Source organism: Amycolatopsis sp. (genome assembly GCF_025464955.1).
In the GTDB taxonomy this organism is placed as follows: domain Bacteria; phylum Actinomycetota; class Actinomycetes; order Mycobacteriales; family Pseudonocardiaceae; genus Amycolatopsis.
Window position 1 is genome coordinate 1 of the sequence record NZ_JAODNM010000046.1, and the last position, 23,190, is coordinate 23,190.

The following is a 23,190-nucleotide window of genomic DNA, read 5'->3' on the forward strand; positions in this document are numbered from 1 at the left end:
GCTGCGCCCACCCCGGCTGTCACCGGCCCCCACGGTTCTGCGAGGCGCACCATGTCGTGGCGTGGGTGGACGGCGGGCTCACCAACCTCGGCAATCTCACGCTGCTCTGTGATTACCACCATCGGCAGTTGCATCATTCGGATTGGTCGATGCGGATGGTGGACGGGGTGCCGGAGTTCATCCCGCCGAAGTGGCTGGATCAGGAACAGAAACCGATCCGCAACACCGCACACGACCGGCCCTACGAGCACGCAGCGTGATTCGGGTGACTCGCTGGCCGTGGCGACGTGATCGCCGCCACGGCTGGCTGGACACCGCCGAGCCGGGCCGCAGTTCAGCGCTCCGAGCAGGGTTTCCCCTGCCTGGGCGGCCGTCGGAACGGGCGTACGATGATCTCGGAAGCTGTCCACAGTCAACAGCGAACACAGTCAACAGAGAAGGGGTGGCGGTATGCCGACACCGACCGAAAAGGCAATCCTGGCCGGTGGCTGTTTCTGGGGCATGCAAGACCTGTTCCGCCGGCAGCCCGGAGTCGTGTCCACCCGGGTCGGCTACTCGGGCGGGGACACCCCGAACGCGACGTACCGCAACCACGGGAGCCACGCCGAGGCGATCGAAGTCGTCTACGACCCTGAGGCAACCGACTTCCGGACGCTGCTCGAGTTCTTCTTCCAGGTGCACGACCCGACCACGAAGAACCGGCAGGGCGGCGACATCGGAGCCAGCTATCGATCGGCCATCTTCTACACCACCGACGGGCAGAAGCAAGTCGCCGAGGACACCATCAACGACGTCGACGCCTCCGGCCTGTGGCCTGGCAAGGCCGTCACCGAGGTGACCAAGGCGGGAGACTTCTGGGAGGCCGAGCCCGAGCACCAGGACTACCTCGAGCGCATCCCGAACGGCTACACCTGCCACTTCGTCCGGCCCGGTTGGAAGCTGCCCAAGGCCAAGACAGCCGCCACCGGCCAGTGACCCGGTGACCCACCGCGGTGGCCGGGTACCCAGCCCGGCCACTGCGAGTAGCGGCATCGGACCCGACACCGCAGAATGACGCGATGAACCCCGGCACCGAGGTGCGCGTGGCACGCGTCTACGACCCGGCGGGGCCGGACGACGGAACTCGCGTGCTGGTCGACAAGCTGTGGCCACGCGGCCTCGCGAAGGACGTCGCCGCACTCGACGACTGGTGCCGGGAAGTCGCACCGTCGGCCGACCTGCGAACCTGGTACGCCCACGACCCAGCTCGGTTCGAGCAGTTCACCCAGCGGTACCTGGCCGAGCTCGAGGAACCGGGCCGGGCCGCCGCGTTGGACAAGTTGGCGGAAATCGGCCGCGCGGGAAAGCTGACCCTGCTGACCGCGACCAAGGCGGTCCCGATCAGCCACGCGACCGTGCTCGCCGGTCTACTGACCAACGCCTCCTAAGCGTGCCCAGAGTGCTTGGCCGGGGCTTCTCCCGGCTGGTCGAGGTCAGCCTGATCCTGCTCGGGATCGTCTCCCTCGTGCGGCCTCTGGATTCGGCGCTGATCGACGTGGTGATCCTCGGGTGCTGGGACCTTGCCGCCGTCATTTATCTGGTGATCCGATGGCAGCTTCGTCGGGATCAGCGCGGGCCTGGCCATCGTGCTGATCCCGACGGCCTCGACGCTGATCCTGCACTTCGGCTACGCGGAGCGTTACGCGTCAGTTCTGCGACAACCTCGACGAGCCGCCGCTGGCATTCCCCGGAACCAAGCGACCGGGCCTGCTCGAGTTCGCCTACTTCTCGTTCACCCCCGGGACGTCGTTCGCGGTGTCCGATGTGGAGGTTCGCAGCTCCGGGGTGCGCTCACTGGTGCTCGGCCACAGTGTGCTTTCGTTCTTCTACAACACGGCGATCCTCGGCATCGCGATCGGGGTGATCAGCGGTGCCGCGAAATGAACAGGACCCAGTGGACAGAGGGCGGGAACCGATGGTGACGCAGGCGGCCACGACCGCGAAAACGGCAGGACGCGGACCGGGTGAGCGGTCGCCGCTGCGCCACGCCCCGCGCGTGTTCGCCACGGCGCTGGCGCTGATCGCGGTGCTCTGCGTGCTCGCGGCGCTGAACACGGCGTTCGGCCGCGGGTTCCAGCCGGTGCGCCAGTTCGTCGACAACGCGATCTTCCCCGCGCCGGCGAACCTGGCCTACGGACTCTTCCTCGTGGTGCTGGCAGGTGGGCTGTCGCGGCGCAAGCGTGCGGCACGGCTGGTGCTGATGGCGGTGCTCCTGGTCGACGTCGCCGCACTCGCCTTGTTCGGAGCCTTCCTGCTGTTCGTGCCCGACGAAGTCCTCGTCGACGACGACGGCAACCCGCTGGCCCTGACCCGGTGGGAAGGCGTCTCGCTGGTTACCAGCCTTGTCATCGCCGTGGTCGCGCTGGTGATGCTGCTCGCGGCCAAACGGCAGTTCTACGGCCGCACCCGCAAAGCCGCTGTCCGCAAAGCCGCCGCCCTGTTCGTCGGGCTCATGGCGGTCTCGGTCCTGCTCGGCGGCCTACTGGTGAACCTGTTCCCCGGTTCGCTGACCGCCGCCGGCGACCGCTGGAACTGGGCGGCGGAGCAGGTGCTCGGCGGCGCGGTCAACCTCGACATCAACCGGCTCGGGAACGCCCCGGGATGGGTGAACCTCATCCTGTCGCTGCTCGGCGCGGGCTCGCTGTTCATCACCCTGTTCGTGCTGTTCCGGTCTCAGCTGGCGGCGTCGATGCTGGGCGTCGACGACGAGCTCGCGATCCGGCGGCTGCTCGCCGAGCACGGCGAACGGGACTCGCTCGGGTACTTCGCCACCCGGCGCGACAAAGCCGCGGTGTTCGCTCCGAACGGCACTTCCGCGATCACCTTCCGCGTGGTCGCCGGGGTGTGCCTGGCCAGCGGGGACCCGCTCGGCGATCCCGATTCCTGGGACCCGGTGATCGCCAAGTGGCTGGCGGAGTGCCGAGAGTTCACCTGGAGCCCGGCGGTGATGGGCGCGAGCGAAGAGGCCGCTGAGGCATACGCGCGAGCCGGGTTGAAGGCGATCCAGCTCGGTGACGAAGCCATTCTGGCGGTCGAGGGGTTCACCCTCGACGGCCCGGACATGCGGCCGGTCCGGCAGGCGGTCAACCGGGTCGAGCGCGCCGGGTACACCACGCGGATCCGAAGGCACGCCGACATCCCGGCCGACGAGCTCACCGAAGCGATCCGACTCGCCGAACTCTGGCGCGACACCGAAACCGAACGCGGGTTCTCGATGGCGTTGGGCCGCCTCGGCGACCCGTCCGACGGCCGCTGTGTGCTGGTCGAAGCCGTCAACGGCGAGGGCGACGTCGCGGCGCTGCTCTCGTTCGCGCCGTGGGGCCACACCGGATTGTCACTCGACCTCATGCGCCGCGATCGCAAGGCGGACAACGGGTTGATGGAGTTCATGGTCAGTGCGATCGCGGCCGGCGCCCCGCAGCTGGGGGTGCGCCGGATCTCGCTGAACTTCGCGGTGTTCCGGTCGGTGTTCGAGGACGGTGCCCGCATCGGCGCCGGCCCGGTGCTGCGGGCGTGGCGTGGGCTGCTGCTGTTCTTCTCGCGGTGGTGGCAGCTCGAATCGCTGTACCGCTCGAACGTGAAGTACCGGCCGCGCTGGGAACCCCGGTTCCTCGTCTACGGGGATCGCCGTGACCTGGCGAAAGTCGGGCTGGCTTCAGCCATCGCGGAAGGATTCGTCGGCAGTTCGTCGCCTTCGAAGAAGTACGCCGCGATGCTCGCCGAACCCAGGACCTTCGAAGGCCTCCTGGAAAGCCATGTGGAAACGGCACCCGTTCCCGACGGGTACGCCACCGCGCCCGAGCAGGTCCGGATCCGGCTGGCCAAAGTTGACCGGATCCGCGAGCGCGGCGGCGACCCGTATCCAGTGCTCGTGTCCCGCGACACGACGGCCGCGTCGCTGGCCGGGCGTTTCCCCCAGCTCACGCCCGACACGCGGACGGGCGAGGTCGTCGCGGTCGCCGGGAGGGTGGTGCGGTTGCGTGACCACGGGAAACTGTGCTTCGCGACCGTGCGCGACTGGTCCGGTGACGTGCAGGTCATGCTCACCTCGGGAGACACCGGCGAGGACGGGATCGGACGCTGGCGCACCGACGTCGACCTCGGTGATCACGTCTCGGTCAGCGGGGAAGTCGTCACGTCCCGTCGCGGCGAGCTGTCCGTACTCGCCACCGGCTGGGAGCTGGCCGCAAAATGCCTGCGCCCGCTGCCGGACAAGCGCGGCGGCCTGACCGACCCCGAGGCCCGGGTACGGCAGCGCTATCTGGACCTCGTCGTCCGGCCGGAAGCGCGCGACCTGCTGCGAGCCCGGTCCGCTGCGGTGAACGCGCTCCGGCAGACGCTGATCGGCGAGGACTATCTCGAGGTCGAAACGCCGATCCTGCAGCCTGTGCACGGTGGCGCCAACGCCCGCCCGTTCACCACCCACATCAACGCCTACGACATGCGGCTGTATCTGCGCATCGCGCCGGAGCTGTACCTCAAGCGGCTGTGTGTCGGCGGGGTGGAACGTGTTTTCGAGCTGGGCCGCACGTTCCGCAACGAAGGGGTCTCCTACAAGCACAACCCGGAATTCACCATGTTGGAGGCGTACGAGGCCTACGCCGACTACAACATCATGCGTCACCGGTGCCAGGACCTCATCAAGGCGGCGGCCGTCGCCGCCAACGGCCGCGAGGCCGCCGTACGTCCGAGCGGTGAACTCGACCTCAGCGGGGACTGGCCGGTGATCCCAGTCAACACCGCGATCTCCGAGGCACTCGGCGAGGAAATCACGACAGCGACCACGGAACAGCGTCTGCGTGCGCTGTGCGAACTCGCCGGTGTGCCGCACAATCCCGCCTGGGGCCGCGGCGCGATCGTGCTGGAACTCTACGAACGCCTGGTGGAGGAAAAGACCACCGGGCCGACCTTCTACACCGACTTCCCGACCGACGTGTCCCCGCTGACCCGGCAGCACCGCGAGGACCCGCTGCTGGCCGAGCGCTGGGACCTCGTCGTCGAGGGGACCGAGATCGGGACCGCGTACTCCGAGCTGGTCGACCCGGCCGAACAGCGCCGGCGGCTGACCGCGCAGTCGCTGCTGGCCGCCGGCGGCGACGCCGAGGCGATGGAGTTGGACGAGGACTTCCTCACCGCGCTGGAATACTCGATGCCGCCCACCGGCGGTCTCGGGATCGGTGTCGACCGGCTGATTATGCTGCTGACCGGCACGTCGATCCGGGAGACCCTGCTGTTCCCGCTGGTCCGCCCCTAAGAAGTCACACCCTGAGAAATCAACCCAGGTCGAGCAGTTGTTCGTAGAAGCCGCCGAAGCCGCGTTCGCGGTCGACGAGGTGGATCTCGAGGATCCAATGGCAGATCCGGCCGGAGCGGTCTTCACGCCGCATCGGCCGGTCGCTGCCGGTGGTGATGTAGAACTCGATCTGGTCGCCGTCGATCTTCTCGTGCGGGAACTCCCCCACGAGATGCCCGGAATGCGGTCCGCCGTACTCCCAGCCCGCCTTCTCGGTCAGCCGGACGACCTCGGCGAACAGCTGCTCCCCGGTGATGTCCGGGTTGTCCTCGAAGTACTGGCGGCCGGCTTCGAAGATCACCGGGAGGTCGTCACGCAGCCGCTGTTTGACCGGGTCTTCGCCGAGGACGAAGGTGCGGCCGAAGTCGGCCTCCCACTCCTCGAAGAGCGGCCCGAAATCGGCGAAGACGATGTCGTCCTCACCGAGGATCCGGTCGGGCGGGTTCTCCTTGTACGGGTGCAGGGTGTTCGGCCCGGCCCGCACGATCCGCTTGTGCCAGTACCGTTTCACCCCGAGCAGTTCGCCGGCGAGGTCCCGGATGTCGTCACTGACGTCGCGCTCGCCACGCCCCGGAGCGATCAGGCCGCGGGCTTCGACCTCGGCGAACAGTTCGACCGCTTTCGCCTCGGCGTCCAGCAGCCGGGCCACACGCGTGGGTTCGTCGTACATACCCAGACTCTATAAGGCGACCTCTGTCGGGCGCCTCTAAAGAGTGCCTTCAGTACACATCGCGGACATAGCGCTTCTCGGCGGCGAGGCGTTTGACGTAAACGTCGGCTTCGTCGGCGCCGAGGTGGCCGTGGACAGCGACGACGTCGCGCAGGGCCCGGTCGACGTCCTTCGCCATCCGCCCGGCATCACCGCAGACGTAGACGTGCGCGCCATCCTGCAGCCAGGACCACAGGTGCGCACCGTGCTCACGCATGCGGTCCTGGACGTAGACCTTCGCCCGCTGGTCGCGCGAGAACGCGAGGTCGAGCCTGCTCAACACGCCGTCCTGCCGCAGCCGGTCGAGTTCGTCGCGATAGTAGAAGTCGGTGGCCTGGCGCTGTTCACCGAAGAACAGCCAGTTCGCGGCGCTGTCGCCGCGGGCACGGCGGTGGTCGAGGAACCCGAGGAAGGGGGCGACCCCGGTGCCGGGCCCGATCATCACCATCGGCGTCGCGGGATCGGCGGGCGGGCGGAAGTGCGGGGAACGCTGGACGAACACCGACGCCGGGTAACCGATCGGAGCGTCCGCGAGGTAGGTCGAACACACGCCGAGCCGGCGCCGCCCGGCCGGGTTGTCGAACCGGACCACCGAGACGGTCAGGCTCACCTGCCGGTGGTCGGTCATCGGGCTGGACGAGATCGAATACAGCCGGGGCTGCAGCCGTTTGAACACCCCGGCCCAGTCCTGCGCGGACGCGCGGACACCGACTTCCGCGACGAGGTCCACCGCCTGCCGCCCCCAGGTCCACTTCGCCAGTTCGCTCTTGTTGTCCGGCCGCAGCAAGGTCTTCAGGTCCCGGTCCTGGCTCCGCTCGGCGAGGAAGCGCAGGAGGCCGGGCGTGATCTTGGCGATTTCCAGGTTCAACCGCAGCGCGTCGGCGAAGCACGTCACGCCGACGCCCGGGACGTCGACCCGCTCAGCCGGGTCGAGCCCGGTGACAGCCAGCCATTCCCGCACCAGCTCGGCGCTGTTCTCCGGGCACACGCCGAGCGCGTCGCCAGTCTCGTAGGACAACCCGGTCTCACCGAGGTCGAAAGTGAACTGCCGGACCTCCTTCTCGGCACCCGGCAGGCTGAGCAGCCGATTCCCCACCAGGGTCACGTCGTGCACCTCCGGCCCGGCGGGTGCGGCCGTCGCCGTGTCGGGGGTTCCTGCCAGTGCAGCTACGACCTGGTCGAGCCATCGCCTCGCCGGCTCGTCGTAGTCGGGACCGCAGTCGACTCTGGCCGCCAACCGTTCGGCGCCCAAGTCGCCGAGTTTCTCGTCGAGTCGCCGGCCGTGCCCGCAGAAGTCGTCGTAGTTGTCGTCGCCGAACGCGAGGACGGCGTACCGCGTCCCGGCGAGCGAGTCGGCCTCTGCCCCGGACAGCTGCTCCCAGAAGCCGGACCCGTTGTCCGGGGCTTCGCCGTCACCGAACGTGCTGCTCACCAGCAGCAGATCTGCGTTGCGCGGCAAGGACCCTGGGGCGCAGTCGGCCATGCAGGCGACCTTCGGCCGATGGCCGACACCGGCCAGTGCGGCTGCGACGCCCGCAGCGAACTCTTCGGCATTGCCGGTTTGCGATGCCCACAGCACGAGGAGTTCCCGTGCCGGGGCACCCACGGCCCGCCCGGTAGGTTCGGCGGGTCCACCACCGCCACGGGAGAACCTCCCGGCGAGTACCCCGTTGACCCACTGTGCGGTATCGGCCGAGAAAGGCGCGTGCGGCGGCAAGATCGGGACGACGCCGTCCTCGACCGGCGCGGTGCCCAGGCCCGCGACGAAACCGGCCAGGAAACGGCGTTGCACTTCGGTGAACTCCGGCGCGACGACGTCCTCGACGCCGAACACCCCGGTCAAGCCCACTCCGCCGGTAGCGGGAACTTCAGGTTCCGCCTGCCGCGTGACGGCGACCTTGGTCAAGGTGACCGCGCAGACCTTGAACTCCGGCTGGAACGAGATCGGGTCGACGGCGTCGTTGGTGACGGCGTTGATGCTCTGGTACTCGCCGAACAGGTCGTTCCAGTGGAACGGGGCGAACGTGGTGCCAGGCCGCACTCGATCGGTGAGGACCGCGGGCAGGACCGCGCGGCCACGCCGGGACGCGACCTCGACTGAATCGCCCTCGGTTACGCCCAGCCGCTCGGCGTCGGACGGGTGGATCTCCACGAACGGACCGGGGTTGAGCTTGGTCAGCTTCTCGATCTTGCCGGTCTTGGTCAGCGTGTGCCACTGGTGCTGCAGGCGGCCGGTGTTCAGCACGAACGGGTAGTCGTCGTCCGGCAGCTCCGCGGCGGGCAGGTGCGGACGCGGGAAGAACACGGCCCGCCCCTCGGAAGCCGGAAACCACAGCCGCGGCCGGGTGCCGTCGGCGCGGATCCCCGGTTGCTGGCTCACGCCGTCGTTCAGGTACCGGATCGGGTTGCGGGCACTGCCCTCGGCGGACGCGCTGGGCCACTGGACGGGGGTGTCGCGGAGCCGTTCGTAGGTCACCCCGCGCAGGTCGTACCCGGTTTTCGGGTTCCACGCGCCCTTGAGCTCTTCGAACACCTCTTCCACGCAGCTGTAGGTGAAGGCGTCCGCGTACCCCATTTCGCAGGCGACCCGCGCGATGAGCTGCCAGTCCGGTAGGGCGGCGCCGGGCGGCGGCACGGCCGGCCGCACCAGAGTGAGGTTTCGCTCGGAGTTGATCATGATGCCTTCGCCCTCGACCCACATCGCGGCGGGCAGTACGACGTCGGCGTAGGCGTTGGTCTCGGTCTCGGTGAAGACGTCCTGGGTGATGACCAGCTCGGCGGCTTCCAGTCCCTCGATGACGGTCTTGCGGTTGGCGACCGAAGCGACCGGGTTGGTGCAGATGACCCAGCACGCCTTGATCCGGCCCTCGGCCAGCTTCGAAAACAGGTCGATGGTGCCGGTGCCGACGTCGGTGCGCACGGTGTCGGGCGGCAGCCCCCACAGCTCTTCGACGAACCGGCGGTCTTCGGCGACGAGCACCGAGCGCTGGCCGGGCAGGCCCGGTCCCAGGTAGCCCATTTCCCGGCCGCCCATCGCGTTCGGCTGACCGGTCAGCGAGAACGGGCCGCTGCCGGGGCGGCAGATCGCGCCGGTGGCCAGGTGCAGGTTGCACAGGGCGTTGGTGTTCCAGGTCCCGTGGGTGCTCTGGTTCAGTCCCATGGTCCAGCAGCTCATCCACTCGCCGGCCTCACCTATCCAGCGCGCGGCGAGGCGGAGGTCGTCCTCGGCGAGACCGGTGATCTCCGCGACGACGGCAGGCGGATAGTCGCGCAGGAAGGTGGGCATCCCGTCCCAGCCGTCGGTGAACTCCGCGATGAACTCCTGGTCGACGTCGCCGTTCTCGACCAGCAGGTGCAGCAGGCCGTTGAGCAGCGCGAGGTCGGTACCGGGCTTGAGCTGCAGGAACAGGTCGGCCTTGGCGGCGGTGGCGGTGCGGCGAGGGTCGACCACGATCAGCTTCGCGCCGGCTTTCCTGACCCGGTCGAGCAGCCGCAGGAACAGGATCGGGTGGCAGTCGGCCATGTTGGCGCCGATGACGAAGAAGACGTCGGCGTGGTCGAAGTCGTCGTACGACCCGGGCGGCCCGTCGGAGCCCAGCGACAGCTTGTAGCCGGTGCCCGCGCTGGCCATGCACAGCCGCGAGTTCGACTCGATCTGGTTGGTCCGCACGAACCCCTTGGCGAGCTTGTTCGCCAGGTACTGCGCTTCCAGCGTCATCTGGCCGGACACGTAGAACGCCAGCGCGTCGGGCCCGTGCACGTCCAGGATCTCGCGCAGCCGCTTCGCGGTGGCGGTGATCGCCTCGTCGACTCCGCACGGCACCGGCTCGGCATCGCGGGTCTCGCGCATCAGGGCGGTGGCCAGCCTGCCGGGCGCCGCCAGCAGGTCGGCGCCGGTCGCGCCCTTGGTGCACAACCGGCCGGAGTTCGCCGGATGCGTCCGATCGCCCGACACCTTGACCACCGGGAGCCCGTCGGCGGCGGTGACGTCGAGCACGATCCCGCAGCCCACCCCGCAGTAGGAGCACACCGTCTTCACCGCGGTGCTCTTTTCCGGCGCGCTCAAGGGTGCCCTTCCGTCGCTCTCCTGGTCCTCGGCACGCTAAGAACCTCAGGTTACGACGACATGACACCGCTACGGTCGCGCCGTTACATCGACCGCACGTCCCACGCCGACCGGACGTGGGACCGATGGCCCGGCGCGACCGGAACCCGCTAGAACGGGAAGCCGTGTGCCTCTTTCCGCAGCGTCAGCCACTGCCAGGTGGTGAACTCGTCCCAGCTGCTCTGGGAGCCGAAGCGGGTGCCGTTGCCGGACGCGCCGGTGCCCCCGAACGGCGCGTAGGCGTCGTTGTTGAGGGTCTGGTCGTTGACGTGGACGATGCCGGTGCGCAGCCGGTCGGCCACCGCGCGGCCGCGCTCCAACGACCCGGTCTGGATCGCCGCGACCAGGCCGTACTCGGTGTCGTTGGCGACCGCGACGGCCTCGTCCTCGTCCTGCACCACCACGACCGGCGCGACCGGGCCGAAGATCTCCTCCCGGTAGGCGGGCATCTGCGCGGTGACCCCGGCCAGCACGGTCGGCCGGTAGAACAGGTTCTCGTGGGTCCCGCCGGTGCGGAGTTCGGCGCCGGCGTCGACGGTCTCCCGCACGATCCGGTCGACGTTGGCGAGCTGGCGCGCGTTGATCAGCGGGCCCAACGCGACCTGGCCGGTGTGGGGGTCGCCCACCGGGAGGTTCGACGCCCGCGTGGCCAGCCGCTCGAGGTACTCGTCGGCGACCGAGGCGAGCACGATGTGCCGTCCGGCGGTCATGCAGACCTGGCCCTGGTGCAGGAACGCGCCCCACGCCCCGGCCGAGCTGGCCACGTCGAGGTCGGCGTCATCCAGCACGATCAGCGCGTTGTTGCCGCCGAGTTCGAGACTCACCCGCTTGAGGCTGCGGCCGGCCGCGGCGCCGACATCGCGTCCGACCGCGGTGGAGCCGGTGAACGAGATCCCGGCGACACCCGGATGCTCGGTCAGGGCACGTCCTGGTTCGGCGTCGCCCGGTAGGACGTGCAGGAGTCCATCGGGCAATCCGGCGGCTTCGAAGAGCTTCGCGATCAACACACCGCCGGACACCGCGGTTTGGATGTCCGGTTTGAGGACAACGGCGTTGCCGAGCGCGAGTGCCGGAGCGACCGCACGCATCGACAGGATCTGCGGGAAGTTCCACGGGCTGATCACGCCGACGACCCCGAGCGGGACCCGGCGGGCGATGCTCTCCCGGCCTGCCTCGCTGGTCGGCAGCAGGTGGCCCCACGGCTGGGTCGGCAGCGCCGCGGCCTCCCACAGCTCGGCGAGTACCAGGTCGACCTCGAACGCCGCTTTGCCCGCGACCGCGCCGCCTTCCCGGATGAGCCAACGCTCGAACTCGCCGCGGTTGGCTTCGAGCATCCGGGCGACCTGGCGGATCAGCGTGGCGCGGATCGGGCCCGGGGTCGCCGCCCACTCGGGCTGCGCCGCGGCGGCCCGCTCGACCGCGGTCGCCACGTCCTCGGCGTCGGCGAGCCCGAACTCGGCGAGGACCTCACCCGTTGCCGGTTCGACACTGGAGTGCACGCCGCCGTGGGCCTTGGCCCAGCCGTCGCTGAAAATCCTGCCCTGCCAGTCGCTGCCACTGAGTAGTTCGGCCATGGCGCTGTCCTCCTGCGGTCGGAACCAGTGCCGTCAAGCCTGACCGGGCCGCTCGCGACCGCGTTGACTATGCGGGTCACGGTGTTAGCCTGATCAGGTCAGCGACGACCCAGTGCTCAGGTGAGAACCATGACCGCATCCGTGGTGCGCGCGCCGTACGACCACGGCGAAGCCTGGCGTCACCGGCTCGGGTCCGCCTTCAGCGAGCTGACTCCCGAACGGATGCAAACCGCGGAAACTTCGGTGCCTTCCGGCGAACTGAGCGGCTCGCTGCTCGGTGAGATCGGCGTCTTCGAGGTGTCCGGCTCGCCGCAGATCGTCCGGCGGTCGACCAGCGCGGTTCGCGGCGCCCCGTCCGACCTGCTCAAGGTTTGCGTCCAGGTGCGCGGCCGTGCCACGGTCGTGCAGGACGGCCGCGAGATCGTCCTGGAACCCGGCCAACTCGCGGTGTACGACACCGGCCACCCGTATGCGCTCCGCCTCGAACAGGACTGGACGTCGGCGGTGATGGTGTTCCCGCGCGACGCGCTCGGCCTCCCCCGCGGCGCGACAACCCGTGCGATGGAACGGAAGTACTCGGCCACCCACGGCCCTGGCGCGGTGCTCGCCGAGTTCGTTTCGACCGCGGTGACCCAGCTCGACCACCTCGGCGGCACGCCCGCGGCACGGCTCGGAGACGCCGGGCTGAGCCTGCTGGCCGGCACCCTCAGCGAGTACGCGTCGACGTCGATCGCCGAAATCCCGGACACCCTGCGCGCCCAGGTGATGGCCTACGTCCAGCAGCATCTGGCCGACCCGCGGCTGTCCCGCGCCACCGTCGCCGCCGCACACGGAATGTCGCCGCGCACGCTGAACAGGCTGTTCGAAACCGAGCCGCATACGGTGACCGGCTCCATCCGCCACCTCCGCCTCGAAGCGGTCCGGCGCGACCTGCGCGACCCGCTACTGGCCAACCGCAGTGTCGCCGTGATCGCGGCGCGCTGGTGCTTCGTCGACGCGGCGCACTTCAGCCGCGTTTTCCGGGCGGAGTATGGGCAAAGCCCATCCGAAGCACGCGAGTAACGCGCCCTTCAGGAGACAAGCGAGTCAAGCAGGCGGAGGCGTTCGGCGGAGCTGCTGCCCGCCGCGGCGCCGCTGAAGATCAGTCGCTGGCCGGGATCATCGGGCAGCCGCAGGCTTTCCTCGTTCAACGTCAGCTGTCCGACGAGTGGATGGTTGTACTCGCGAACGGCGTGCAGGCACTCGCCAACCGGGTGGGTGGCCCAGATCCGCGCGAACTCGGGGCTCTTGATGCTCAGCTCACCGATCAGCTCGGCGAGCAGCGGGTCGTCCGGCCGCTCGCTGGAGGCGTTGCGTAGATAGGCCGCAGTGTTGCGAGCCTCGCCCGCCCAGTCCACCAGCAGGTCGCGCATCGCGGGTTCGAGGAACATCTCTTTCGCCATGTTCGGCCGCTGCTCCGGCCGCAGCCCCACCAACGCGAACCCGAGCCGGTTGCCACCGAGCACATCCGTGCGGCGGCCCACGATGATCGCCGCCTGGTCCGTGTTGCTCTCGGCCAGCGCCCTCACCGATTCCCGGATCTGCTCCGGGCCTGCGGAGCGCTGCACCACCTGCGCGGGCCAGGCCAGCCGCAGCAGGTGCTGCCGTTCGTCCGCGCCGAGCTGCAGCGCGTTGGCGATCGCTTCCATCACCGAGTCCGACATCTGATGGCTCTCACCCTGCTCGATGCGGGTGTAGTAGTTGACGCTGACGCCCGCCAGCTGCGCGACTTCTTCGCGCCGCAGTCCGGGAACGCGACGCGGTGACCCGTAGGTCGGCACGCCGCTCGCGGCCGGAGACAGCGCCGCACGACGCGTCCGCAGGAAGTCCCCGAGTTCCCCCGCAGTGTTCCTCTGCTCGCTCATGTGTCCATCTTCTCGTCGGCCGGCAGCCGCTGCCTTCCCCTGCCATGGGTACCCACCGCAGGGGAAGGCGCGTCCCTGATCTTCGGGTCAACGTGGTGGAAGACGAAATTATTCGACACGACGGGAGTACCGATGTCCGACAAGTTGATCATCGCGGTGGTGGGCGCGACCGGTTCGCAGGGCGGCGGTCTGGTTCGGGCGATCCTGGCCGATCCGGCGGGGCCCTTCACCGTGCGGGCACTCACGAGGGACGCCGGCTCGGCCAAGGCGCGGGAATTCGCCGCGCAGGGCGCCGAAGTGGTCGAGGCCGATCTCGACGACGAAGCGAGTGTTCGCCGGGCCTTCGACGGCGCGTACGGCGCGTTCGTGGTCACGAACTACTGGGTCCAGCGGACGCCGGAAGAGGAGCAGGCCCGGACTCGCGCCACCATGGAGCTCGACCAGGCCGCGACCGCGGCACGCGCCGCGAAGGACGCGGGCCTCAAGCACGTGGTCTGGTCCACTCTTGAGGACACCCGGCCACACTTCGAGCGGCTCGGCAGCGTCGTCCCGGACGTCTTCGACGGCTACAAGGTGCCGCACTTCGACGCGAAGGGTGAGGCGAACGCGGCCTTCACCGACCTCGGCGTGCCGACCACCTTCCTGCAGACCACTTTCTACTACGAGGCGTTCCTCGTCGGACAGGGCCCGCACCGCGACGAGAACGGCGAGCTGGTGTTGACCAACCCGATGGACGACAAGGTGATGTCGCTCGTCGCGGCCGACGACATCGGGAAGAGCGCGCTCGGCATCTTCCGCCGCGGCGAGGAGTTTGTCGGCAGGACGGTGAGCATCGCGGGCACCCACGCGACCGGCGCCGAACTCGCCGACAAGTTCACCGCCGCGCTCGGCGAAAAGGTGACCTACCGACCGCCGACCCACGACGAGGTGCGGGCGTCCGGACAGCCCGGGGCACTCGAAATCGCGAATATGTTCCAGTTCTACGCCGACGCCTCCGACTATTTCGTCGGCGCTCGGGATCTTGGCCTGGTCCGCGAGCTCAACCCCGCACTCCGGTCCCTCGATTCGTGGCTGGACGAGCACAAGAGCGAGCTAGCGCTCAGCTGACCACGTCACCGGGCAGGGGCGCCATCTCTGCCCGGTGACTCTTCGCGCATCCCCGGTTACCTTGACGACTGGAACACGGGCGGCCGGTCTGGGTTCAGCCACCCCACGGAGAGCCCGCCTGGCTGGTCACCCGACACACCGAGGCCCGGTTCGTGCTCACCGATAAGCGGTTCAGCCCCGCCGCGGCGTTCGACCGCGATTCGCCCAGGTTCCTGCCGTCCAAGGTGGTGCCCACCCTGATCCAGAGTGACGCACCCGATCACACCCGCGTGCGCACGCTGGTCGCCAAGGCGTTCACCATGCGCCGCGTGGAGGCCCTGCGGCCGAAGATCCGGGAGCTCGCAGAGTCCCTGCTCGACCACGCCATGGCCACGGGCGACACGATGGACCTCGTCGAGGCGTACGCGCTACCGATCCCGATCATCGCGATTTGCGACATGCTGGGCGTGCCGAAAGCGGACCAGCCCGCGTTCCGGGGCTGGAACGACAAGGCGATGACGTTCGGCGCCGTATCCGCCGAGGAAGTCAGGGCGAACGTCGACGCGATGCTCGCGTACGTGGCCGGGCTGATCAAACTGCGCCGCGAAAAGCCCGAAGACGACCTGATCACCGCATTGACCCAGGCGCGTGACGCGGGAGACCAGCTGAACGACACCGAACTCGTCGACATCTGCCTGACGATCCTGGCCGCGGGACACGAGACCACCGCGTCGCAGATCGGCAACTTCGTCTACCTGCTGCAGCACGACCGTGAGCGGTGGGACGCACTGGTGGCCGATCCGAAGCTGATTCCGAGCACCGTCGAGGAGCTCATGCGCTACGTCCCGCTCAGCGCCGGCGCGATGTTCCCGCAGTACGCCACCGAGGACGTCGAGGTCGGCGGCACGCTGATCCGCAAGGGCGAGCCGGTACTCGTCTCGACCGGCGCGGCGAACCGCGACCCACTGAAGTTCCCCGAGCCCGACAAGATCGACCTCGGCCGGGCCGACAACGGCCACATCTGCTTCGGGCACGGCCTCCACCACTGCCTCGGTGCGCCACTGGCCAGGCTCGAACTCCAGGAAGCCCTGGGCGCACTACTGGCGAAGATGCCCACACTGCGCGTCGCCGGCGAGCTCGAATGGAAAGCCCAGATGGTCGCCCGCGCACCAGGCAAACTGCCCGTCACCTGGTAAGACCCAGCTGGTAAGAGCACTAACCGAAGCGGTGGCCGCAACCCTCACGGGTTGCGGCCACCTCTTCACGGATTACTCAGATGGCGCGGACGCCCTGAGCCTGCGGACCCTTCTGGCCCTGGCCGATCTCGAACTCCACGCGCTGTCCTTCGTCCAAGGACTTGAAACCGGTGCCCTGAATCTCCGAGTAGTGCACGAAGACGTCAGGACCACCACCATCCTGAGCGATGAATCCGAAGCCTTTTTCGCCGTTGAACCACTTAACACTGCCCTGAGCCATGCCTGAAACTCCCTTTAGCCGAACTGAGTCGTCACCACGAGAAATCAACGCCGAGGTTTGCCACCCGAGTTCGGAAGACATCTATCTGCGATCGCCGTAACAACAGCAAGCCTCAACCCCGGGGTTCCGCGTGTCAACTACGTACGGCCGCGAGTCCAACTACTGGGGCACGAACCACAGGCAAACTGTTCAGCTGAAACTTGACAGTCTCAGCTGAAGATCCTAGCTTGGCGGCATGGAGGAGATCGCCGACTCGGCGGCCAAAACCGCCCGTGACCTGCGGGTATTCGTCAGCCGTGTGCGCCGCCGGGCCAAGGAGGTGTACGACACCTTCGAACTCACCCCCGGCCAGGTCTCAGTCCTGAGCCGGCTGGACCAGAAAAGCGATGTTTCGGCCAGCGACCTCGCGGCCGCCGAGCGGGTCCGCCCGCAGTCGATGGCTTCGATCCTCGCCGCGCTCCACGAGCGGGGCCTGATCCAGCGTCGCCCCGACCCCGGAGACGGCCGTCGTCAGCTGGTCTCGTTGAGCCAGCGTGGCCGGGAAACGCTCCACGACGGCCGCCAGACTCGCGACGAATGGCTGGCCAACGCCCTCAACGACCGCTACACCGAAGCCGAACGCGACACGATCAACGACGCGCTCGTCCTGCTCCGACGGCTGACCCACCCCTAGGGCGGGCACAACTCGACGGCGAGTTGCGGTGGTGGTGGAGCCACTTTTGTGCACTGGTTGAATGCTCAACCAGTGCACAAAAGTACAAAAGTGCCTGGCTAGGCGACCGTGGTGAGCTCGAAGGCCTGCCACATCGACGCGTAGCGGCCATCTCGTGCGAGCAGCTCGTCGTGGCTGCCGACTTCCGCGACCCGGCCGCGGGCGAGGACCACGATGCGATCGGCCGCACGCGCGGTCTGCAGCCGGTGCGCGATGACGATCGTGGTGCGGCCGTGCGACAGGCGCTGCATGGCCTCGGCGACCTTGGCCTCGGTCGCGAGGTCGAGGTTCGACGTCGCCTCGTCGAGCAGCAGGAGCGCCGGATCGACCAGTTCGGCTCGGGCCAGCGCGATGAGCTGGCGCTGCCCGGCCGAGAGCGACCGGCCGCGTTCGGAGATCCGATGCAGGTACCCGCCGGGCAGGGCGGCGACGAACTCGTGCGCACCGACAGCCCTCGCCGCGGCTTCCACCTCGGCGTCGGACGCTTCGGGCCGGCCGTAGGCGACGTTGTCGCGGACGGTCCCGGTGAACAGGAACGCCTCCTGCGGGACGTAGCCGAGCTGACTCCGATACGCCGGCAGATCGAGTGAACGCAGGTCCAGTCCGTCGACGCACACGGTGCCCGAATCCGCGTCGTAGAAGCGCGCCAGCAGCTTGATCACGGTCGACTTCCCCGCCCCCGTCTCGCCGACCAGAGCGACCGTCTCCCCCGCCGCGATCGACAGGCTCACGCCCTGCAGCGCTTCGGGAGCCTTAGCGGGCCAGCCTTCCGAACCCTCCAGGAACCTGGCGTCGGCCGGCCCTGTCCGGTCGCCCGGCCCGTCCGACTGGACAGGATACGAGAAGTGGACGTCGTCGAGCTTCACCGCGCCGCGCAGCCGACCTGGCGTCACCGGGTCCGCGGCGGGCGGGGTGAGCGTCTCGAGGCGCATCAGGTCCGAAATCCGGCTCACCGAGATGCGCGTCTGCTGCCAGGAGTCGAACACCTGCGACAGCTGCTGGATCGGGGAGAAGAACATGTCCACGTAGAGGATGAACGCGATCAGGGCACCCGAGGTCAGGTGACCGGAATGGATCAGGCCCGCCCCGACGCCGAGCACGATCGCGTCCGCGCCGGCCGACAGAAACTGCACGAACGGGAAGTAGGTCGCGACGAGCCGCTGGGCACCGACCCGCGCTTCGAGGTAGTCGCCGCCGAGGCGGCGGAACCGGCGGACGGTCTCGGCCTCGTGCACGAACGCCTGCGATTCCCGCACGCCGGAAAGGCTTTCCTGGAAATCGGCGTTGACGATCGCGACACGGTCCCGCGCGAGGTTGTACAGCTTCGCCGCGCGGCGCCGGAAGATCACCGTGGCGATCGCGAGTGGGACGACGATGCTCAGCGTGAGCAGGCCGAGTTCGGTGTCGAACACCACGAGCGCGACACCGACCCCGGCGAACGTCACGAAGGAGACCAGCGCTGACAGCAGTCCGTTTTGGATCAGCGACTCGAACTGGTCGACGTCGGTGGTCATCCGGGTCATGATCCGCCCGGCCATCTCGCGCTCGTAGTAGTCGAGCGAAAGCCGTTGCAGCTGGGCCCAGATCCGGATGCGCAGCGACAACATCACGCGTTGCGCGGCCCGGCCGGTCACGAACGTCTCGCCGACCTCGACGATCAGGTCGGCGAGGGTGACCACGAGGAAGATCGCCGACGCGGTGAACAGTACCGCCTCGGCCCCGACCGCGACCCCGTTGTCGATACCGGTCTTCACCAGCACCGGCCCGGAGAGGGTCGCGAGCGCGTCGAGCACAACCAGCAACAGACCGAGCAGCAGCGGCTTACGGAACTCCCGCAGCAGCTTCGGCAGGGTGAAACCGCGTTGCTGCCGGGATTCCGCGTCCAGGTCGACTCCGGCGACGTCGTGTATCGGCTTCAACGCGGCCACGCGCTCCAGCAGCTCCGGCGTCGGTGCGAGGCTCATCCGCCAGCTCCCACCGCTCCCCCGGCCGAGCCCCGCGCCCATGCTCGGCGCGCCGATGGTGCGTGAAGCGAAGCGGCGGGCTTCGGGTCCGCCACCGTTCCAAGCGGACTCCGTGGTGCCGCCGGAGAGTGCCTCGATACTGCCACCGGCTTCTTCCGCGGCCGATTCCTCGAGCCCGGTCAGCAGCGTCCGGTAGACCGCGCTGCGCTTGAACAGCTCCTCGTGCGTGCCCTGGTCGGCCACCCGCCCGCCGTCGAGCACGACGATCCGGTCGGCGAGGTGCAGCGTGGAACGGCGGTGCGCCACCAGAAGGGTGGTCCGGCCCGCCATGACGCTGCGCAGGGCCACGTTGATCGATTCCTCGGTCTTCGCGTCGACGGCGCTGGTCGCGTCGTCGAGGATCAGGATGCGCGGGTCGCTCAGGATCGCCCTCGCGAGCGCGATGCGCTGACGCTGCCCGCCGGACAGGGACAGGCCCCGCTCACCGACGACGGTGTCGTACCCGCGCGGCAACTCGCCGACGAACCCGTGCGCCTCGGCGACCCGGGCGGCGGCCTCGACCTGCTCGGCGGTGGCGTCAGGACGGCCGTAGGCGATGTTCGCGCCGATGGTGTCGGAGAACAGGAAACTCTCCTCGAAGACGACACCGACCCTGCTGCGCAACGAAGACAGCGTCACGGACCGCACGTCGTGTCCGTCGACCCGGACCGTGCCGGAGTCCGGATCGTAGAAGCGGGACACCAGCATCGTCGCGGTGGTCTTACCGCTGCCGCTCGGGCCGACGATCGCGACCCGCTCCCCTGCCTCGATGTGCAGGTCGAACCCGGTGAGCACCTCGGTCTCGCCGTCATAGCCGAAATGGACGTCGTCGAAGGTGACCGAACCGTCCACTGTGTCCAGTTCGACCGCGTCCGGCGGATTCTCGATCGCCGGGCGCAGGTCGAGCAGCTGGAAGATCCGCTCGACCCCGGCGCGGGCCTGCTGCGCGATCGAGAGCACCCCTGCGAGCTGGCGCGCCGGCGCCATCAATTGGGCTACATAGGTCGAAAACGCGAGAAACGTGCCCAGGCTCAGCTGGTGCCGCAGTGCGAGCCAGCCGCCGAACGCGAGGATGGCCACCTGCCCGATCGACGGGATCGCCTGCAACAGCGGCTGGTAGCGCGAGGTCAGGCGAACAGCCCGCATCTGCGCGCCGTAGAGCGTGCCCGAGGCGTCCGCGACCCGTTCCAGCTCGTGGTGCTCCTGGCCGAAGGCCTTCACCACGCGGACGCCGTTGACGTCCTCGTCCACGATCTGGACGACGTCGCCCTCACGCTGCTGCGCGTCCCACGTGGCCGGGAAGACACGCTTGCGCATCCGGTAGGACACCACGAGCAGGGCCGGCGCGACGATCAGGCTCACGATCGCCAGCAGTGGCGAGAGGAAGATCATCACCACCAGCGAGAGCAGCATCAGCAGGACGTTCCCGCTCATGATCGGCAGGAAGCTGAGCAGGCCCTGCACCAGCGTCGAATCGGAGTTCGCGCGCGCGACGAGCTGCCCGGTCGGGAGCTCGTCGAGGTGGGCGAAGTCCATGCGCTGCAGGTGAGCGTGCATGTCGTTGCGCAGGTCGTACTGGACCGCCAGCGCGACCTTGCCGCCGCGGTACCGACGCAGATAGGCAAAGCCGAAGCCGGCCGCCGCGAGCACGATGAGCGACACGAGCCAAGGCCACAGCGTTGCGGTGCGGCTGAGGATAACCCCGTCGACGATCTCGCGTTCGAGCAGCGGCACCACGGTCTGGCAGGCGCTGCCCAGGACTGCCGCGACGACGGCCGTCACCACGTCACTCCGGTGCCGGAACAGGTAACCACCCAGCCTGCGCACCCAGCGCTGTTCGGTGTGCTCAGCGGTGGTGGTGTTGGTGTTGGCGGTGGCGGCCGCGGTCATCGGGTCTCCGGGCGGCCGGCGGCATGCCGTTCGGCCATGGTCTCGTCGATCGCCGCGGCGAGCCAGGAGAGGGACTCCATCACCTGGGCGCCGTCCGGGGTGCGCGCGGTGAGATCGGTGATCCGCGCGACCATCTCAGCTTCGACCCGCGCAAGGACGGACTCGCCCTCGGAAGTGAGCGAGAGCGACGCGGCCCGCTGGTCGCCGTCGACGTCCCCACGAACGACGAGACCGCGGCGGCAGAACACGTCGACCGCCGCGCTCACCGTCGGCTTGCCCAGCGCCAGCCGCTCGGCCACCCGCGACGCGCGTTCGTCCCCCGACGCGATGGCGGACAGCACGCGGTAATGCGCGAGGTTCAGCTCCGGCGACGACCGTTCGAGCACCCTGGACACCCGCGCCAGGCCGCGGACAGCCTGCACCGGCCGGGTTCGGTCTAGGTCGGCCGGATCGTCCGCCTGCGAGGTCGTCATGATCCGAGCCTAGCAAACTAGTTCGACCGACGAACTAACCTCGCAATCCGGTCAAGCACGGTCAGGCACCCCATAGCACACGGTCAGCGGTTCTTGAACTCCTCGATGGCTGTCCGGCTCGTCTGGGACATCGCGTCACTTCCGGCGTGCCCGGAGTCATCGATGATGTGGAGGCGCGCGTCCGGCCACACCTTCGCCAGCTCCCACGGCGTCTGTACCGGGCAGCCCATGTCGTGCCGGCCGTGCACCAGCACCCCCGGGATCCCGGCCAGCTTGTGGGCGTTCCGCAGCAGTTGATCCTCTTCCAGCCATGCGCCGTTGCTGAAGAAATGGGCACAGATCCGCACCATCGCGATCTGCGCGTCGATCTCCCGATCGCTGTACATGCCGGGCGTGCCGTTGGGCTCATGGGAGATGACCGCGTCCTCCCAGGCAAGCCAGTCTGCCGCCGCCTTCTCCCGGACGGCTCGGTCCGGGTTCTCCATCAGCCGCGCGTAGGCCGCCAGCAAGTCGCCGCCCCGCTCGTCCTCGGGGACACCGTCACGGAACCGATCCCACGCCTCGGGGTGGAACAACCCGGCGCCCCGGTAGAGCCAGTCGAGCTCGGACCGGCGGCACATCGTCACCGCCGGAACAACGATCTCGCTGACCCGCTCAGGATGCTGCTGCGCGTACGCCAGGATGAGGGTCACGCCCCAGGAACCGCCGTTCAGCAACCACTTGTCGATGCCCAGGTGCTCGCGCAGCCGTTCCATGTCGTCGATGAGATGCTGCGTCGTATTGAAGCTCATGTCCGCCGCCGGGTCGCTGGCGTGCGGCGTGCTGCGACCGCAGTTGCGCTGATCGAAGCGGATGACCCGGTAACACTCGGGATCCCAGGCCCTTGTCGGCTGTCGCGGCGCACCCGCCCCCGGGCCACCGTGGACGCCCAGGGCAGGCTTGCCGTCAGGGCTACCGAGCTGCTCGTAGTAGATACGGTTACCGTCTCCGGTGTCGAGAAACCCCGTGTCGTAGGGACTCGTCGGAGGATAGAAGTCAACCATCCGTCGATCCTACGAGGGCGCGCGATGCGTATCCGAGTGCCACATCCGTCACGCCGCGGTACCACCGGTGCCGACGTGACCACTGAGGCTGCTGAGGCTCACCGCGCCCGCTACCATTCGTCTCGGGGGACCCCCGATTCAGTAGTGCTGCGGCGCGTGCGCAACCCGACGGCGAGTTGCTGTTGTGCCGTGAACGCAGCAGGGCTCGTCAGTGTCACGGCCGGATGATCCGGTCGCGGCACTCACGAGCCCTGGTACGGGATATTCTGTTACACGTGGCAGGTGTTGCGCCTGGATCTTCGAAGCGGATCAAGATAAGCGGGCGGGATGAAGTCCGGTCTCCCGTCACCACCCATCCGCACTTCCCAACCACCACAATGAATTAATCGGTGGTGGCGTCCGCATAGTAGGGTGAGATTTTCGTAGTTTGTTTTGCCACCGTCTGCCCAGAAAACAATGTGGTGACCCTCAGTGTGTTTAGCGTGCTTGTTGCAACCGGGAAAAGCGCAGCCGCGGTCTCGCATGACGAGACGGCAGCGTTGCCCGGGAGTGATGAATCGCTTCGATCGCCCCAAATCCATCGGCTCACTATTCATGCCGAGAACGGCCGGAATCACCTTGCAGTCACACGCCAACATCCGTGCCTCCGCAGCGGTGATGACACCACCGAAGTCGAGCATCGCCACCCCGATCCCAGACTTCAGCGTCTCGAAGTCCACGGTGACCGCCACATGCACCCGATCACCACCATGGGTGGGGATCTCGTCCACCGTCATCGCGAGGCGGATCAGATCGACGAGGGCGTCGGCGTGGCGTTCCCATTGGCTGCGGGTGTCGCGGCCTTCCTCTTTCGTCGAGTGCGGCTTCGCCAACGGGTCGAGGG

Annotated in this window: 18 protein-coding genes; 9 read left to right on the forward strand and 9 right to left on the reverse strand. The window is 68.5% G+C overall.

Annotated elements, in window-relative coordinates; genetic code table 11:
• The 5 genes from JWQ81_RS10150 to lysX all read left to right on the forward strand — a co-directional run.
• A partial coding sequence (locus tag JWQ81_RS10150) for an HNH endonuclease (RefSeq protein WP_297539954.1) occupies positions 1-260 on the forward strand: 260 nt, incomplete at its 5' end.
• Between the two features lie 190 nt (positions 261-450).
• Positions 451-975 carry a peptide-methionine (S)-S-oxide reductase MsrA gene (gene msrA, locus JWQ81_RS10155; RefSeq protein WP_297539956.1) on the forward strand — a complete coding sequence of 175 codons (525 nt, stop codon included), beginning with the start codon at positions 451-453 and terminating at the stop codon, positions 973-975.
• A gap of 83 nt (positions 976-1,058) precedes the next feature.
• Positions 1,059-1,427, forward strand: coding sequence for a DUF488 domain-containing protein (locus JWQ81_RS10160; RefSeq protein WP_297539958.1), 369 nt, complete (start codon positions 1,059-1,061; stop codon positions 1,425-1,427).
• A 319-nt stretch (positions 1,428-1,746) separates the two neighbouring features.
• Positions 1,747-1,923 (forward strand): DUF1345 domain-containing protein, encoded by a 177-nt coding sequence (locus JWQ81_RS10165; protein WP_297539987.1) that lies wholly within the window; start codon positions 1,747-1,749, stop codon positions 1,921-1,923.
• Positions 1,924-1,954: 31 nt separating this feature from the next.
• Entirely contained in the window at positions 1,955-5,293 is a 3,339-nt protein-coding gene (gene lysX, locus JWQ81_RS10170) for a bifunctional lysylphosphatidylglycerol synthetase/lysine--tRNA ligase LysX (protein WP_297539960.1), read from the forward strand.
• A gap of 19 nt (positions 5,294-5,312) precedes the next feature.
• Here the strand turns inward: lysX and JWQ81_RS10175 are convergent, their stop codons facing one another.
• From JWQ81_RS10175 to JWQ81_RS10185, 3 genes are all read right to left on the reverse strand, one after another.
• A complete protein-coding gene (locus JWQ81_RS10175) occupies positions 5,313-6,002 on the reverse strand; it encodes a M24 family metallopeptidase (protein WP_297539962.1) in 690 nt (229 codons plus the stop codon).
• Positions 6,003-6,051: 49 nt separating this feature from the next.
• Positions 6,052-10,107 (reverse strand): bifunctional nitrate reductase/sulfite reductase flavoprotein subunit alpha, encoded by a 4,056-nt coding sequence (locus tag JWQ81_RS10180; RefSeq protein ID WP_297539964.1) that lies wholly within the window; start codon positions 10,105-10,107, stop codon positions 6,052-6,054.
• Positions 10,108-10,256: 149 nt separating this feature from the next.
• A complete protein-coding gene (locus tag JWQ81_RS10185; protein WP_297539966.1) occupies positions 10,257-11,720 on the reverse strand; it encodes a benzaldehyde dehydrogenase in 1,464 nt (487 codons plus the stop codon).
• Between the two features lie 129 nt (positions 11,721-11,849).
• On the opposite strand from JWQ81_RS10185, the gene JWQ81_RS10190 reads away from it, so the two are divergent.
• On the forward strand, positions 11,850-12,782 hold the full coding sequence (locus JWQ81_RS10190) for a helix-turn-helix domain-containing protein (RefSeq protein ID WP_297539968.1): 933 nt from the start codon (positions 11,850-11,852) through the stop codon (positions 12,780-12,782).
• Positions 12,783-12,790: 8 nt separating this feature from the next.
• On the opposite strand, the gene JWQ81_RS10195 is transcribed toward JWQ81_RS10190, so the two are convergent.
• Positions 12,791-13,624 (reverse strand): helix-turn-helix transcriptional regulator, encoded by an 834-nt coding sequence (locus JWQ81_RS10195; protein ID WP_297539970.1) that lies wholly within the window; start codon positions 13,622-13,624, stop codon positions 12,791-12,793.
• 132 nt (positions 13,625-13,756) lie between these two features.
• Here JWQ81_RS10195 and JWQ81_RS10200 point away from each other — a divergent pair, with 132 nt between their 5' ends.
• Both JWQ81_RS10200 and JWQ81_RS10205 read left to right on the forward strand, forming a co-directional pair.
• Positions 13,757-14,731: an NmrA/HSCARG family protein gene (locus tag JWQ81_RS10200; protein WP_297539972.1), complete on the forward strand. Its 975-nt coding sequence runs from the start codon at positions 13,757-13,759 to the stop codon at positions 14,729-14,731.
• Positions 14,732-14,883: 152 nt separating this feature from the next.
• The gene (locus JWQ81_RS10205) at positions 14,884-15,906 is read left to right on the forward strand and encodes a cytochrome P450 (RefSeq protein WP_297539974.1); all 1,023 of its coding nucleotides are present in this window, start codon (positions 14,884-14,886) and stop codon (positions 15,904-15,906) included.
• Between the two features lie 76 nt (positions 15,907-15,982).
• Here the strand turns inward: JWQ81_RS10205 and JWQ81_RS10210 are convergent, their stop codons facing one another.
• Positions 15,983-16,186, reverse strand: coding sequence for a cold-shock protein (locus JWQ81_RS10210; protein WP_297539976.1), 204 nt, complete (start codon positions 16,184-16,186; stop codon positions 15,983-15,985).
• Between the two features lie 235 nt (positions 16,187-16,421).
• Between JWQ81_RS10210 and JWQ81_RS10215 the strand changes: the two genes are divergently transcribed.
• Positions 16,422-16,859, forward strand: a complete 438-nt coding sequence (locus tag JWQ81_RS10215) for a MarR family transcriptional regulator (protein WP_297539978.1) — start codon at positions 16,422-16,424, stop codon at positions 16,857-16,859.
• 98 nt (positions 16,860-16,957) lie between these two features.
• Here the strand turns inward: JWQ81_RS10215 and JWQ81_RS10220 are convergent, their stop codons facing one another.
• From JWQ81_RS10220 to JWQ81_RS10235, 4 genes are all read right to left on the reverse strand, one after another.
• Positions 16,958-20,791, reverse strand: coding sequence for an ABC transporter ATP-binding protein (locus JWQ81_RS10220; protein ID WP_297539980.1), 3,834 nt, complete (start codon positions 20,789-20,791; stop codon positions 16,958-16,960).
• Positions 20,788-21,264, reverse strand: coding sequence for a MarR family winged helix-turn-helix transcriptional regulator (locus JWQ81_RS10225; RefSeq protein ID WP_297539982.1), 477 nt, complete (start codon positions 21,262-21,264; stop codon positions 20,788-20,790). Before JWQ81_RS10225 ends, JWQ81_RS10220 begins: the two co-directional genes overlap by 4 nt.
• Positions 21,265-21,347: 83 nt before the next feature.
• The gene (pip, locus tag JWQ81_RS10230) at positions 21,348-22,307 is read right to left on the reverse strand and encodes a prolyl aminopeptidase (RefSeq protein ID WP_297539984.1); all 960 of its coding nucleotides are present in this window, start codon (positions 22,305-22,307) and stop codon (positions 21,348-21,350) included.
• A gap of 269 nt (positions 22,308-22,576) precedes the next feature.
• A partial coding sequence (locus JWQ81_RS10235; protein WP_297539986.1) for an HNH endonuclease signature motif containing protein occupies positions 22,577-23,190 on the reverse strand: 614 nt, incomplete at its 5' end.